This window comes from Mesorhizobium sp. M1342 (assembly GCF_040317955.1).
Classification (GTDB): domain Bacteria; phylum Pseudomonadota; class Alphaproteobacteria; order Rhizobiales; family Rhizobiaceae; genus Mesorhizobium.
Genome location: NZ_JAMYLI010000040.1, coordinates 16,648 through 29,859 on the forward strand (window position 1 = coordinate 16,648; position 13,212 = coordinate 29,859).

15 protein-coding genes and 1 pseudogene are annotated in these 13,212 nt (G+C 63.7%); 3 read left to right on the top strand and 13 right to left on the bottom strand.

The window, feature by feature from the left end:
• Positions 1–142: 142 nt before the first annotated feature.
• The 6 genes from NKH06_RS29185 to rplS form a co-directional block, all read right to left on the bottom strand.
• Positions 143–778 carry a class I SAM-dependent DNA methyltransferase gene (locus NKH06_RS29185; protein WP_352442072.1) on the bottom strand — a complete coding sequence of 212 codons (636 nt, stop codon included), beginning with the start codon at positions 776–778 and terminating at the stop codon, positions 143–145.
• Positions 779–832: 54 nt separating this feature from the next.
• Positions 833–1,645: an amino acid ABC transporter permease gene (locus NKH06_RS29190; RefSeq protein ID WP_352442071.1), complete on the bottom strand. Its 813-nt coding sequence runs from the start codon at positions 1,643–1,645 to the stop codon at positions 833–835.
• A gap of 210 nt (positions 1,646–1,855) precedes the next feature.
• Complete coding sequence (locus tag NKH06_RS29195; protein ID WP_352442070.1) at positions 1,856–2,653, bottom strand: transporter substrate-binding domain-containing protein; 798 nt, start codon at positions 2,651–2,653, stop codon at positions 1,856–1,858.
• A gap of 176 nt (positions 2,654–2,829) precedes the next feature.
• Entirely contained in the window at positions 2,830–3,333 is a 504-nt protein-coding gene (locus tag NKH06_RS29200) for a MarR family winged helix-turn-helix transcriptional regulator (protein WP_352442069.1), read from the bottom strand.
• Positions 3,330–3,764 carry an organic hydroperoxide resistance protein gene (locus NKH06_RS29205; RefSeq protein ID WP_023811268.1) on the bottom strand — a complete coding sequence of 145 codons (435 nt, stop codon included), beginning with the start codon at positions 3,762–3,764 and terminating at the stop codon, positions 3,330–3,332. The genes NKH06_RS29200 and NKH06_RS29205 overlap by 4 nt, the downstream gene beginning before the upstream one ends.
• A 140-nt stretch (positions 3,765–3,904) precedes the next feature.
• Positions 3,905–4,453, bottom strand: coding sequence for a 50S ribosomal protein L19 (gene rplS, locus NKH06_RS29210; protein ID WP_023811269.1), 549 nt, complete (start codon positions 4,451–4,453; stop codon positions 3,905–3,907).
• 328 nt (positions 4,454–4,781) lie between these two features.
• Between rplS and NKH06_RS29215 the strand changes: the two genes are divergently transcribed.
• On the top strand, positions 4,782–5,534 hold the full coding sequence (locus NKH06_RS29215; protein ID WP_128304257.1) for a sulfite exporter TauE/SafE family protein: 753 nt from the start codon (positions 4,782–4,784) through the stop codon (positions 5,532–5,534).
• Here the strand turns inward: NKH06_RS29215 and trmD are convergent.
• Positions 5,516–6,220 carry a tRNA (guanosine(37)-N1)-methyltransferase TrmD gene (trmD, locus tag NKH06_RS29220; protein WP_128304258.1) on the bottom strand — a complete coding sequence of 235 codons (705 nt, stop codon included), beginning with the start codon at positions 6,218–6,220 and terminating at the stop codon, positions 5,516–5,518. The two genes, NKH06_RS29215 and trmD, sit on opposite strands and share 19 nt — an antisense overlap.
• Positions 6,217–6,816, bottom strand: a complete 600-nt coding sequence (gene rimM, locus NKH06_RS29225) for a ribosome maturation factor RimM (protein WP_352894842.1) — start codon at positions 6,814–6,816, stop codon at positions 6,217–6,219. The genes trmD and rimM overlap by 4 nt, the downstream gene beginning before the upstream one ends.
• Positions 6,817–7,215: 399 nt before the next feature.
• On the opposite strand from rimM, the gene NKH06_RS29230 reads away from it, so the two are divergent.
• Together NKH06_RS29230 and NKH06_RS29235 are read left to right on the top strand one after the other, a co-directional pair.
• The gene (locus tag NKH06_RS29230) at positions 7,216–8,154 is read left to right on the top strand and encodes a tyrosine recombinase XerC (protein ID WP_128304260.1); all 939 of its coding nucleotides are present in this window, start codon (positions 7,216–7,218) and stop codon (positions 8,152–8,154) included.
• Between the two features lie 123 nt (positions 8,155–8,277).
• Positions 8,278–9,348, top strand: a complete 1,071-nt coding sequence (locus tag NKH06_RS29235) for a TraB/GumN family protein (RefSeq protein WP_352894856.1) — start codon at positions 8,278–8,280, stop codon at positions 9,346–9,348.
• 2 nt (positions 9,349–9,350) lie between these two features.
• Here NKH06_RS29235 and NKH06_RS29240 read toward each other — a convergent pair.
• The 5 genes and pseudogenes from NKH06_RS29240 to NKH06_RS29260 form a co-directional block, all read right to left on the bottom strand.
• Positions 9,351–9,825, bottom strand: a pseudogene (locus NKH06_RS29240) (DUF2867 domain-containing protein).
• A 300-nt stretch (positions 9,826–10,125) separates the two neighbouring features.
• Positions 10,126–10,374, bottom strand: coding sequence for a hypothetical protein (locus tag NKH06_RS29245; RefSeq protein WP_352894844.1), 249 nt, complete (start codon positions 10,372–10,374; stop codon positions 10,126–10,128).
• A 125-nt stretch (positions 10,375–10,499) separates the two neighbouring features.
• The gene (lpdA, locus tag NKH06_RS29250; protein WP_352894845.1) at positions 10,500–11,906 is read right to left on the bottom strand and encodes a dihydrolipoyl dehydrogenase; all 1,407 of its coding nucleotides are present in this window, start codon (positions 11,904–11,906) and stop codon (positions 10,500–10,502) included.
• 23 nt (positions 11,907–11,929) lie between these two features.
• Positions 11,930–12,685, bottom strand: coding sequence for an SDR family oxidoreductase (locus tag NKH06_RS29255; protein WP_127296321.1), 756 nt, complete (start codon positions 12,683–12,685; stop codon positions 11,930–11,932).
• A complete protein-coding gene (locus NKH06_RS29260; RefSeq protein ID WP_352894847.1) occupies positions 12,682–13,200 on the bottom strand; it encodes a hypothetical protein in 519 nt (172 codons plus the stop codon). The genes NKH06_RS29255 and NKH06_RS29260 overlap by 4 nt, the downstream gene beginning before the upstream one ends.
• Positions 13,201–13,212 lie beyond the last annotated feature (12 nt).

A 13,212-nucleotide genomic window follows, 5' to 3' on the forward strand; every position in this document is an offset into this window, starting at 1 on the left:
GCGACGGCAGGCGTTTCCTGTCCTGCAGCACGAACCCCTTGTAGGCCGGATCGCCAAAAAGCTCTTCCATGGCGTGGCTCATACCAATGTTTTGGGTTTTCGGCAATTGCGGCGTGTCTTCGCAGAACCCAAACCTCTCCGCTCAGATCACTTCAAACACAAACGTCTTCACCAGCGCTTCGGGCTCGGCGATCGCATAGCAGCGGAACCACGGGCTTTCCTCGACCGGTCGCCATTTCCCAGCTTGCTCCAGCTCATCGAACACGGCTTGAAAGCCGCCACTTTCGAACACCTGGTCACGCACGGTGAAGATGGCATGGCCACCCTTGCGGGTGATGCGCACCAACTCGCGCAGGCTAGAGGCCGGCGCATGGCTGATGGTGAACACGCCGGTCGAGAAGAAGGCGCGGAAGTGGCCGTTAGGCCATGGCAACGTGTCGCCCAGCATTGCCTGCTTCAGTTCGCTGTAGGCATTGCGGCTGCCGGCGATCTTCAGCATATCGTGCGAGAGGTCGAGCCCCGCAATGTCGCGGTAACCGAGCGCCTTCAGCGACGGTCCCGACAGGCCAGTGCCGCAGCCGGCATCGAGCAAGGGGCCATCGCCCGCCGGCACATGGCGCGCCACCCAGGCGGTGATCAGGAAAGGCAGGAGGTAGCCGAGCGAGGCGGTCTCGCTGTCATAGGTCGCGGCCCATGCGGCATAGGCCTCTTCAAGCGCTTCCGGCGTGTCGGCCGTGTAGACGGAATCCAGCGCCGCATTGGCTTTGTCGACGATCATGGGACCTCCTCAACGGGAATGCTCGGGGATCGTAATGCTGTCTTCGCCGAAAAACTATTCCTCGTGCTGACGGCGCAGCCGCCGCTCCAGCGCCCTGAGCGCCAGCGACAGTCCGACGGTCAGGATGAGATAGATGTAGGCCGTTATCGAATAGGTCTCGAAGAAGCGAAAGGAGCCGGCGGCGTAGACCTTGCCCATCTGCGTGATGTCGGCAACGCCGAGCACCGAGACCAGCGAGGAATCTTTGACCAAAGCGACGAAATCATTGCCGAGCGGCGGCAGGATGGTGCGGATTGCCTGTGGGAACACGATCAGCCGGAAGCGCTGAGCGCGGGTCAGCCCAAGCGCCTTCGCCGCCTCGATCTGGCCCTTCTCCACCGACTGGATGCCGGCCCGGAAAACCTCCGAGATGAAAGCCGAATAGCCGATGGTCAGCGCCATGATGGCGCGCCAGAGCAGCGACACGTCGCGCACCAAAAGCTCGCCGAACAGGCCGGCACTTTGCAGCGGCGCGGTCAGCGCGTTCCAGGCCGCGACGAAAGCCGGTGCACCGGCAAAGGCGATCCAGAACAACAGCACCAGGATCGGCACGCCGCGGATGATCTCGACATAGAAGCGCGCGATCTGGCGCAGCCAGCGCGAGCCGGACATTCCCATCAGCGCGATGCCGAGACCCATGGCCGATGCCAGCACGAAGGCGATCACGGTGACGAAGATGGTGACGCCGATGCCCTTGGCGACCGTGGCGAACACCTGGGCATAGAGGTTGCTGGTGGCGACGAAGACGGCCACCGCGATGGCGAGGACTGCGGCAACGACGAGCCACCAGGGGAAGTCGGCTTTGGAGGAAGAGCAAGGGACCTGCATCAGAAGGATTGCGCCAAGGCACCCCCCTCTGGCCTGCCGGCCATCTCCCCCGCAAGGAGGGAGATTGGCAGCTTCAATGCCCGCGCCTTTTCTTCAATGCTGGAGGTACGCGAAGGCAGGGCGGACAGCTGATCTCCCCCCTTGCGGGGGAGATGCCCGGCAGGGCAGAGGGGGGTGTTCAAGCACCGTGTCTGCGTGAGGTTCAGCGAACTACTGCCCCATCTTGTAATCAAGAAACCATTTCTTGTTGAGCGCATCGAGGGTGCCGTCGGCCTTCAGCGCCGCGATGGCCGCGTTGACCGGCTTCACCAGGTCCGAACCCTTCGGGAAGATAAACCCAAAATCCTCGGTGCCGAGCGGTCCGCCGATCAACTTCAGCTTGCCTTCGGAGGCATCGACATAACCCTTGCCTGCGGTACCATCGGTCAAAACAACATCGACGTCGCCTGATTTCAGCGCCTGCACCGTCGCGCCGAACGTCTCGAACAGTTTGATGCGCGGGTTCTGCTCATTGCCGTCGAGCACGCTGTAGACGGCGGTGTAGAAGGGCGTGGTGCCGGCCTGCGCGCCGACCAGCCCGTCCTTGAAGGCGCCGAAGGTCTTGGCGTCGGTGAAGCGGCTCTCATCGCCGCGCACCAGCATGAACTGTTCCGAGCGCATATAGGGGTCGGAGAAATCGACCTTCTCCTTGCGGTCGTCCTTGATGGTGATGCCGGTCATGCCGATGTTGTACTGGTTGTCGGAAACCGCCTGGATCATCGCGTCCCAGGAAGTGTTCTGGTACTCGACCGTGAAATTCAGCCGCTTGGCGATCTCGTTCATCGCGTCATATTCCCAGCCGATCTGCTTGCCGGTCTTGGCATCGATGAACTGCAGCGGCGGATAGGCGTTTTCGGTCACAACCACCACCTTTTTGCCGCCGAGGTCGGGCAGCGCCTGCGCAAAGGCGGCAACGGGCACCAGGACGAGGGCAAGCAGGCCCGCCAGCAGCAGTTTCGATTTGGTCATGACACACTCCCCGGGAATTGATGACCCGGGCATGGCCGGGCTTGCAGGAAAATCCGGCGCCGACTTTAGCTTTCCGCAAGCGTCATGCAAGACGCTCTGCCGTGTCGCCTGGGGCGAAATCGGATTCCAATGCTCTCGATCGGAAGATTCCGGGAGATCCGTGCCTTGGCCGGCGGTCAGTCAGCCGCCGGTGCCTTGGCGTCCGTCTCGCGCAGCCCAGCAATGAGCTTGGCCAGGATGTGGTGCAGGCCATCCAGTTCGACCGCGCTGAGGCGGGGAAATTGGCAGAGTATCTGGACAGCAACGTCTTTGGCGGGCCCGCGTAGCGACTGTCCCTTGGCTGTCAGCTCCAGAAGCACCCGGCGCTCGTCGGCAGCGTCGCGCCGGCGGGTGATGAAGCCGCCCGCCTCCAGCCGTTTGAGCAGGGGTGTCAGCGTCGCCGAATCGAGACCCAGCACCTCGCCGAGCCCACCCACCGTGCGTGGCGCTCGCTCCCACAGCGCCATCATCGCCAGATATTGCGGATAGGTGAGGCCGAGCGGTTCGAGCAACGGCCGGTAGAGCCGTGTCATCAGCCCGCTAGCCGAATAGAGGGCGAAGCAGATCTGGTCGTCGAGTTTCGGCACCCCGGCGAAATCCGCCGAGGCCTGCGTGGTATCGTCCGTCTGTTTTGTGTTCATGCTGCCTTTGCCGGAAGCGCCTTAGCCGAAAGCGCCACCTCGATGTTGCCCTTGATGGCGTTGGAATAGGGGCAAACCTGGTGCGCCGCCGATACAAGCGCTTCCGCCGCCGCCTGATCAAGACCTTTTGTTTCCGCTGCCAGCGAAACGCCGAGCACAAATCCGCCCTGCGCATTGCTGTGCAGGCTGACATTTGCCGTCACCGAGGCATCCTGCAGCGGCAGTTTCTGCTTGCCGGCGATGAAGCGCATGGCGCTTTCGAAGCAGGCGGCATAGCCGGCGGCGAAAAGCTGTTCGGGATTGGTGGCGCCACCTTTGCCGCCAAGCTCCTTGGGCATGGCAAGATCGAGGCTGAGCAAGCCATCATCGCTCTGGACATGGCCGGCGCGGCCGCCGACGGCGCGGGCTTGGGTAGAATACAATGCAGGCATTTCATTTCTCCATTTAAATCGTGCACGATTGTTTAGTACACGATGTAAATCGAGTCAACCGCCGACTTTTCCGCCAGCCAGCCCCCGGAAACGAAAAAAGGCGGCCGAAGCCGCCTTTTCAAACTTGCTCGCCGAAAAACTTATTCGGCGGTGGCTGCTTCGGCTGCCTTTGCGGCTTCAGCTGCCTCGGCGGCGGCCTTCTTCTCGGCGGCGTCCTGAGCGGCCTTCTCGACGGCCAGGGCCTCGGCGGCTGCCACCTTCTCGGCCTCGATGCGGGCCTTCTCGGCGTTCAGAGCATCGCGCTCCTCGTCGTTCAGCTTGCGGGCGCGCACGCCGGTGTTTTCCGAAATACGGGCCGATTTGCCGCGACGATCGCGCAGGTAGTAGAGCTTGGCGCGACGCACCTTGCCGCGGCGAACGATTTCAACGCCTTCAACCATCGGCGAGTAGACCGGGAACACGCGCTCGACGCCTTCGCCGTAGGAAATCTTGCGAACCGTGAAGTTCTCCTGGAAGCCGGCGCCTGCGCGGGCGATGACGACGCCCTCATAGGCCTGGACGCGGGTGCGGGTGCCTTCGGTCACGCGGACCTGGACGCGCACGGTGTCGCCGGGCTGGAATTCGGGAAGCTTGCGCTTGGCTTCGATCTTGGCGGCCTGTTCGGCCTCGAGCTGACGGAGAATATCCATCTCAAAAGTCCACTTCTTGTTCTTCCGACAGTCAGAGCGTCCGACACTCGCCTTGCAGTTCCATTGACCGCTTGGCTATGCCCTTTGTCTCCAAGACATTTGTCTTTGAAACATCAGGCAGGGGCGACTACACCGTCATTGTTGACGGGTCCGGCAGATTCTTTCTGGCCGGTACGGGCGGGCACATACAGCTATTTCGCCGCTTTGTCACGCCTTGGCAGCGCATTTTCTGCTCGCATGGCACCATCGTAATCCTGCCGTGCCGGGTTGCGCCGGTCGTTCAGGCTTTCTAAGCCTGAAATAACACAGTTTTGAGCGGCCGCAATTCATGTCTGTCTTCGATGCCATCCTGCTCTTTCTGGCGGGCTTTCTGTCAGGCGCCGCCAATGCGGTCGCCGGTGGCGGCACCTTCATCACCTTCGGCGCCATGACGTTGGTCGGCCTGCCGCCGATCGTCGCCAACGCCACCTCCTCGGTGACGCAATTTCCAGGCTACATCACCTCGACCCTCGCCTACTCGGCCGATATCAGGCATTTCTGGCGCAGCGCACTGCTGCTGTGCCTGATCTCGGCCGTGGGCGCACTGGCCGGCGCTCTGATCCTTTTGGCGCTCGACAATCCGTCGTTTCGCGCTCTGGTGCCGTGGCTGCTCTTGGCCGCGACAGCGCTGTTCGCCGCCGGCCCCTGGCTGAAACCAGTGCCGAAGCTCGGCCATGAAGCGGCGGTGGGCTCGCTCGCCGGCTTCCTGGCGCAGTTTCTCACCGCCATCTATGGCGGCTTCTTCGGCGCCGGCATGGGCGTGATGATGCTGGCGACGCTCGGCCTCACCCAAGCCGGCGACTATCACCGGCTGAATGCGTTGAAGAACATGCTGGCCATGGTCATCGCCGCGGTCGCGATCGTCGTCTTCGTCTCGGGCGGCGTCGTCGCCTGGCCGCAGGCGATCATCATGATCCCGGGCGGCGCGCTCGGCGGCTATGCCGGCGTCTGGATCGCCAAGCGCGTGCCGCAAAACGCGGTGCGCGGCTTCGTCGTCGCCGTCGGCCTGTTTCTGGCTTTCTATTACTTTTGGAAAGGCTGAGCGGCGGCGCCCAACAAATCAGGACGCCGCTCTTTCGTCAGCGCTTCCGACTGCGCCCGCCGCCATGCGGCGATCTTCTTGTGATTGCCCGAGATCAGCACCTCGGGAATCTCGCGCCCTTCAAACTCCTGCGGCCGCGTATAGTGCGGATGTTCGAGCAGGTCGTTCTCAAAGCTTTCTTCCTCGCCCGACACCGCGTTACCCATCACGCCCGGCAACAACCGCACCACCGCATCGAGCAGAACGAGCGCTGCCGGCTCGCCGCCCGAGAGGATGTAGTCGCCGATCGAGACTTCCTCTAATCCCCGCGCGTCGATCACCCGCTGGTCGATGCCTTCGAAGCGGCCGCACAAGATGACCGCGCCCGGCCCGGCGGCCAGTTCGCGCACGCGAACCTGGGTCAGCGGCTTGCCGCGCGGGCTCATCAGCAGCCGAGGCCGCAGGTCGCCTTCCGGCGAAGTGTGGTCGATGGCTTTCGCCAGCACGTCGGCGCGCATCACCATGCCGGCGCCGCCGCCGGCTGGCGTGTCGTCGACGGTGCGATGACGGTCGGTGGCGAAGTCACGGATCTGGATCGCCTCCAGCGACCACGTGCCGGCCTCGAGCGCCCGGCCGGCCAGCGACAGGCCGAGCGCGCCGGGAAACATCTCGGGGTAAAGCGTCAGCACCGAAGCGGAAAAACTCACCGGTTGCCCCCGGCATCGCTCGGTCCGCGCGGCCTGCCCTTCGGATCGAAGTCTTCCTCTCGCGGGCCGTCGCCATCCTCGTCCTCGGCAAGTCCGGCCGCCGCCGGGTCGACGCGGACGAAACCCTCGGCGATCGACACTTGTGGCACGGCAGCCTGTGTGAACGGGATCAGCACGCCCTTGCGCCCGCCCAGCGTCACGTCGAGAATGTCGCCGCCGCCGAAATTGTGCACCGCGACGATCTTGCCGAGTGCGGCACCCGTCTCGTCGCGGACTTCGAGGCCGACGAGGTCGGCATGGTAGAACTCGTCTTCCTCGCCGTCGTCCGGCAGCATCGAACGGTCGACGAACAGCTCCGTGCCGGCCAGCGCCTCGGCCGCGTTGCGGTCGGCAACGCCCTTGAAGCGGACCACGACGACGGTGTTGGCGGGCCTGATGTCGATGATCTGGAAGGCGCGGCCGTCACGGGCGTAGAGCGGGCCGTAGTCGGCCAGCGCCAGCGGTTCACCGGTGAAGGTCTTCACCCGCAATTCGCCCTTGATGCCATGGGCGGCGCCGATCACGGCCATCTGGACAGGGTTCTGGAGCTTGCTCATGGCGCTTCTACCTTCGTCATCCACGGGCGGAGCAGGCGCGAAGCGACTGCGCAGACCCGAGGATCCATTCCGTTACAGCGACCAAAAAGCACGGCAGTTCAGAAAGGGTCACGAGTCTCGTTCCTGCCAAATCTCCATCTGCGGACACGTCGCATTGTCCGCCGCGAATATTTGTAACTTCTGTACCGCAGCAACGCTCGCAGGTCACGGCATGGATCCTGGGGTCTCCGCGACGTCGCTTCGCTCCTGCTGCGCCCCAGGATGACGAAGGGGGCGGGCATTTCAGCCAATCACCAAGGTTGCGACCTGCCACCAATCGATGGTTTCCTAACCCCTGTCGGCGGTCATTTCAATGAGGGTCTTCACCGCTTCCTAACCCGAATACCCGAAAATGCCGCCATGCAGGAATTCCTGATCCCGGCCAAACCCGATCTCCAGGCGGCGCGCGAAAGCTGGCTGAAGATGCTGGCGCGAGAACGTCGGCTGTCGCCTAAGACGGTGGAAGCCTATGAGCGCGACACGCGCCAGTTCCTGCATTTCCTCACCGGCCATTGCGGCGGCTCGCCCGGCATTTCGGACATCGCCGATCTGCGCCCGGCCGATCTGCGCGGCTTCCTCGCTGCACGGCGCAATGCAGGCGCCGGTGCCCGCACGCTGGGCCGGGGTCTCGCGGGCATTCGCTCACTGCTGCGTTTCCTCGAGCGGCGCGGCCTCGCCAATGCGGCCGGTGCGGCAGCCCTGCGGGCGCCGCGCCAGCCCAAATCGCTGCCCAAGCCGCTGACGGCGAGCGACGCCAAGCATATCGTTTCCATCGAAGGCCAATTGGCGGAAGAACCCTGGATCGCGGCCCGCAACGCCGCTGTGCTGACACTGCTCTACGGCTCCGGCTTGCGCATTTCCGAGGCGCTCGGCTTGGCCGGCGCCGACCTGGCGTCGGCGACCGACACCGTGCTGCGCGTCACCGGCAAGGGCGGCAAGACGCGACTGGTGCCGGTGCTGCCGGTGGCGCTCAGGGCAATCGCCGAATATCGCCGGCTCTGCCCCTATCATCTCGACCCCAAGGGCCTGCTGTTTCGCGGCGCCCGTGGCGGTCCGCTCAACCCGGCCATCGTCCAGCGCGACATGGCCAAACTGCGCTCGGCGCTCAACCTGCCCGATACCGCGACGCCGCATGCGCTGCGCCATTCCTTCGCCACGCATCTGCTCGGCCGCGGCGGTGACTTGCGCACCATCCAGGAACTGCTCGGCCACGCCAGCCTGTCGACGACGCAAATCTACACCGGCGTCGACACCGCGAGGCTGCTCGAAATCTACGAATCAGCCCATCCACGGGCATGAACCCTTCAATTTCGCAGTACCAATTAACCGTTTTGCCGCTTTTCGGTTCTAGAACTGACCATGATCCCGAAAAGTGGGACCCGGTTTTCGGAAAAGATCATGGTCAAACATGAAGACAGAACCATGAAACGCGTCATCGCCATCGCCGACCGTGCAGCTTCCGTGTCGCTGAAGCTGCTCGTCGCGCTCAATGTTTTGTTCTTCCTGTCGTTCCTCGCCGTGCTGCTGTTCGCGGCCGGCAAGGCGCATGCCGGAATCCCGACCTGCACCGGCGCCGACATGCTGTCGGCCTTGCAGAAGAACGATCCGGCGACCTACCGCAAGATCGAAGCGGAAGCCGCAGCGACACCGAACGGCAAGGGCCTGTTGTGGAAGCTGGAGAAGCCCGGCGAGAAGCCGTCCTTCCTGTTCGGCACCATGCATATGACCGACCCGCGCGTCACCACGCTGCCTCCCGACGCGCAGAAAGCCTATGACGCCGCCGGCACCATCGTCATCGAAACCACCGACGTGCTCGACAAGCAGAAGATGATGGTCGCGATGCTCCAGGAGCCGGACCTGATGATGTTCACTGATTCGACGACGCTGGCGTCGCTGCTGTCGCCCGACGATGCGGCGGCCATGAACGCCGCGCTCGACGCACGCGGCATTCCTCCGGCAACGGTTGCCAAGATGAAGCCGTGGATGCTCTCGGCCATGATGGCACTGCCGGCCTGCGAGCTGGCCCGCCAGTCAGGCGGCGCCCCGGTGCTCGATGTCAGGCTGGCCCAAGGTGCGAAGGCTTCCGGCAAGCCGGTGGAAGGATTGGAGACGGCTGAAAGCCAGCTGCGGGCCATGGCCTCGCTGCCGCTGGCGTTTCACATGAAGGGTCTCGTCGACACGCTGAAGCTCGGCGATAAGATCAACGACATCAACGAAACCATGATCGTGCTCTACCAGCGCGGCGACACCGGCCTGTTCTGGCCGCTGTTTCGCGTGGCCATGCCCGACGGCACGGACGACCCCGCGGGCTATGCGGCGTTCGAGGAAACCATGATCACCAGCCGCAACAAGGTGATGGTCGAGCATGCCGAACCGATCCTTGCCAGGGGCAACGTCTTCATGGCGGTCGGCGCCCTCCACCTTCCCGGTCCCGAAGGCCTCGTCGAGGATTTCCGCAAGGCCGGTTACACCGTCACGCCTGTAGGCCTGTAACCTTATCTGATCTGGGCCAGCATCGCCGGAACGACGATCCGGTGGAACGGCATGATGATCGCGAGATAGGCGCGCCCGAGCCAATTGTGCGTCTTGACGATCGTCGTCGCGGCCACTTCCTGCCGGCCCATGCCGAGATCCCTGACTTCGACCAGGACCCGGAAATCGAGATGTCGGTCGTCCAGGCCAAGCACAACCTTGCCGGGAAACTGGCTGATGAGCGGAAATATCCCGATCCGGCCCGACGGCAACACCGCAGCTTCCAGGCCCGTCTTCAGCCCGGAACGGCCTGACGGCAAGGTTGCGCAGCGCCATGAGCCTGCCGATCCAGGGCGGTGTTCGCCCCAAGGCGCGTTCCGCCGCGCCGAGTGCGGTTAAAGAAAGACCTTCAGTGACCAGCACATAGCGGTCGGCGAACTGGGCTCCGGCGAGAGCATCGCAGTGATTCGGGACAACCTGCGCTAACGGATTTGTCACGGCAAAATCCTCTGATTCGAGCTTAACAGACGCAAACTTGGCGCGCTGCGGGGCGAAACGACGCCGTTCAGGCTGCGGAAAGGCAGGATTGTCCTTGTTTTTGGCGTTTTCCAACCCTAGCGTGAAACCAGTTCAATGATTGCGCGTTGAATGGTGTTGATTGATATTTTTCATCCACGGAGGACACTTTTATGGCGAACGCACCGAATCCAAACGATCCGTTCAATCCCAACACCACCAACACCACCATCAAACAGAGCGGTGGCGGCGGTAGTGGCTGGCTGATTGCGCTGGTCGTCGTTATTCTGGCGGTTGTCGCGTATTATGTTTTCGGAAGAAGTGGTGAGCACCCGGCACCAGCCGAGCCGCCGGCGGCCAGCACACCGGCCCCCGCGCCCGCACCGGCAGAACCGATGAAGCCAGCCGCACCTGCACCTGCACCTGCACCTGCACCTGCACCTGCACCTGCACCTGCACCTGCACCTGCTCCGGCCCCTGCAGAACCGGCCCCAGCGCCCGCACCGGCTCCAGCGCCGGCTCCTGCCGCACCGGCCAACTGATCGGTTCGATATCAAATACGAACGGCCCGCTGAAAGCGGGCCGTTTTGGTTAGTGGTGTCACCGTGCCTTCGTCATCCTCGGGCTTAACCCGAGGATGACGAAGCATTGGCCTTTTAGATGTGGATGGGCTTGAAGAACGTGGCCAGCGCCGCCTCCTTGATCGCCTCCGACATCGTCGGATGCGCATGGCAGGTGCGGGCGAGATCCTCCGACGAGCCGCCGAACTCCATCAGCACCGCCGCCTCGTGGATCATCTCGCCGGCGCCGAAGCCGACGATATGCACGCCGAGCACGCGGTCGCTTTGCTTGTCGGCGAGGATCTTCACAAAACCGTCGGTGTGCAGCATGGCGCGCGCCCGGCCATTGGCGCTGAACGGGAACTTTCCGACCTTGTAGTCGATGCCGGCCTTCTTCAACTCTTCCTCGGTCTTGCCGACCGAGGCGATTTCCGGGCTGGTGTAGACGACGCTCGGAATGACGTCATAGTTCACGTGGCCGGCCTGGCCGGCAATGGCTTCCGCTACCGCCACGCCCTCGTCCTCGGCCTTGTGCGCCAGCATCGGCCCGGCGATGACATCGCCGATGGCATAGATGCCCGGGACATTGGTCTTGAGATGGCCATCGGTCTTGACGCGGCCGCGCTCGTCGACCTCGACGCCGGCTTCCTTCAGCCCGAGACTGTCGGCATAGGCCCGGCGCCCGGTGGCGATCAGCACGGCATCGGCCTCGATCGTCTCGGCGGCGCCGCCCTTGACCGGCTCGAAGGTGACCGTGGCACCCTTCTTGGCCTTGGCGACGCCGGTGACCTTGGCGCCGAGCTTGAACTCGAAACCCTGTTTGGATAGCAGCCGCTGGAACTGCTTGGAGACCTCGCCGTCCATGCCGCCCAGGATGGTGTCGAGGAATTCGACCACGGTGACCTTGGCGCCGAGCCGCGCCCACACCGAGCCGAGCTCGAGCCCGATGACACCGCCGCCGACCACCACCAGATGGCCGGGCACCTTCTCCAGCGACAGCGCGCCGGTCGACGACACGATCACCTTCTCGTCGATGTCGACCTTGACGCCGGGAATGCCGGCGACATCCGATCCGGTGGCGATGACGATGTTCTTGGTCTCGATCTCCTCGACTCTACCGTCCTCGGAGGTGACCGAGACCTTGCAGGCGGCGACCACCTTGCCGGTGCCGCGAAAGCTGTCGATCTTGTTCTTCTTGAACAGGAAGGCGACGCCGTTGACGTTCGACGACACCGTCGCATCCTTGTGCGCCATCATCTTCTTCAGGTTCAATTTCGGCGCTGATATCTCGACGCCGAGCGTGTCGAAGGAGTGGCCGGCCTCGGCGAACATCTCGGAGGCATGGAGCAGGGCCTTGGACGGGATGCAGCCGATGTTCAGGCAGGTGCCGCCGAAGGTCGCGTTCTTCTCGACCACCGCAACCTTGAGCCCGAGCTGCGCCGCCTTGATGGCGCAGACATAGCCGCCCGGTCCCGATCCGATGATAACGACGTCATAAGCCATGTTTGTTTCCCTTTGCTTGGCGCTCAGCGGCCGCCGCTTACATTCAGGATCGCGCCCGTCGTATAGGACGCGGCGTCGGATAGAAGATAGAGAACCGCGCCCGCGACTTCATCAGCCGTGCCGGCTCTTTTCATCGGCAGCAGGTCGCGGAACCGCTCTATCCTGTCCGGCTGCCCGCCGGAGGCATGGATCTCGGTATCGATGAGGCCGGGCCGCACCGCATTGACGCGAATGCCTTCCAGTGCGACCTCACGGGCGAGCCCGACGGTGAACGTGTCGATGGCACCCTTGGAGGCGGCATAGTCGACAAATTCGCCCGGCGAGCCCAATGTCGCTGCCGCCGACGAGATGTTAACGATCGATCCGCCCGCCCCGCCATGACGGGTCGACATGCGCTTCACCGCTTCGCGGGCACACAGGAACGAGCCGACGACATTGATGCGCATCATGCGCTCCAGCCGCGCGACGTCCATCTCGTCGACACGCGCCTTGACGTCGACGATGCCGGCATTGTTGACGAAGGCATCGAGCCGGCCATAGGCGCGGTCGACGGCCTCGAACATGGCCACGATATCGGCCTCGCTGCCGACATCGCCCTTGACGGCTAAGGCCTCGCCGCCGCCGGCCTTGATCTCGGCGACCACTGCGTCAGCGGCAGCCTGGTTCGAGGCATAGTTGACCGCCACGCGGTAGCCGGCCTTCGATCCTAGCCGGCAGACCGCGGCGCCAATGCCGCGGCTGCCGCCGGTGACCAGCAGCACCTTTTTCGCCTCGCTCATTCCTGGCATCCCTTCAAGACAAACACATCCCACGGCACTTTCGAAAACCCGCTGCCGCCATAGGCCGAGGATTGGCGCAACGCCGGCCCGAGGTCCGGCAGGATCAGCGTCTTCGGCGCTTCGACCCCTTCGGCCGGCAGCAGTCCGATGTTGCCCTTGTCATCCGACGTGTAGATGACGCCATGCCAGGGCGTGCAGGCAGCAAGCTCCTCGCCGGTGACGTCGCCTTCCGGGCATTTGTACATCAGCGCGCCGTTCGGCCGCGACACGCCTTCGTTCCACACAACGATACCGTTGAGCACCACATTGTTATCGAGGATCATGCGGAAGCTGTTGGTGACGGTCGCCGAGGTGCCGGTCGGCGTGAAATCGATTTCGCTGCCGCTCTGGGCGTCGCCATAGACGGCGAGCTCGATCGGACAGGCTGCATGGGCGCCGGCGGTGGCCAGCACCATGCCGGCCGCGATCGATGCGATCGAAAGCACCTTGGAAAGGCTAAGGGAACGGGTCGTCATTCTGCCGCGCAG

What these genes read in the sequence shown, in the direction of transcription:
- NKH06_RS29195 (WP_352442070.1), bottom strand. Translation starts at nt 2,653, where the DNA reads ATGACCAAATCGAAACTGCTGCTGGCGGGCCTGCTTGCCCTCGTCCTG.
- NKH06_RS29230 (WP_128304260.1), top strand. Translation starts at nt 7,216, where the DNA reads ATGCAGGAATTCCTGATCCCGGCCAAACCCGATCTCCAGGCGGCGCGC.
- NKH06_RS29205 (WP_023811268.1), bottom strand. Translation starts at nt 3,764, where the DNA reads ATGCCTGCATTGTATTCTACCCAAGCCCGCGCCGTCGGCGGCCGCGCC.
- lpdA (WP_352894845.1), bottom strand. Translation starts at nt 11,906, where the DNA reads ATGGCTTATGACGTCGTTATCATCGGATCGGGACCGGGCGGCTATGTC.
- NKH06_RS29185 (WP_352442072.1), bottom strand. Translation starts at nt 778, where the DNA reads ATGATCGTCGACAAAGCCAATGCGGCGCTGGATTCCGTCTACACGGCC.
- NKH06_RS29255 (WP_127296321.1), bottom strand. Translation starts at nt 12,685, where the DNA reads ATGAGCGAGGCGAAAAAGGTGCTGCTGGTCACCGGCGGCAGCCGCGGC.
- NKH06_RS29235 (WP_352894856.1), top strand. Translation starts at nt 8,278, where the DNA reads ATGAAACGCGTCATCGCCATCGCCGACCGTGCAGCTTCCGTGTCGCTG.
- NKH06_RS29260 (WP_352894847.1), bottom strand. Translation starts at nt 13,200, where the DNA reads ATGACGACCCGTTCCCTTAGCCTTTCCAAGGTGCTTTCGATCGCATCG.
- NKH06_RS29190 (WP_352442071.1), bottom strand. Translation starts at nt 1,645, where the DNA reads ATGCAGGTCCCTTGCTCTTCCTCCAAAGCCGACTTCCCCTGGTGGCTC.
- rimM (WP_352894842.1), bottom strand. Translation starts at nt 6,816, where the DNA reads ATGAGCAAGCTCCAGAACCCTGTCCAGATGGCCGTGATCGGCGCCGCC.
- NKH06_RS29215 (WP_128304257.1), top strand. Translation starts at nt 4,782, where the DNA reads ATGTCTGTCTTCGATGCCATCCTGCTCTTTCTGGCGGGCTTTCTGTCA.
- rplS (WP_023811269.1), bottom strand. Translation starts at nt 4,453, where the DNA reads ATGGATATTCTCCGTCAGCTCGAGGCCGAACAGGCCGCCAAGATCGAA.
- NKH06_RS29200 (WP_352442069.1), bottom strand. Translation starts at nt 3,333, where the DNA reads ATGAACACAAAACAGACGGACGATACCACGCAGGCCTCGGCGGATTTC.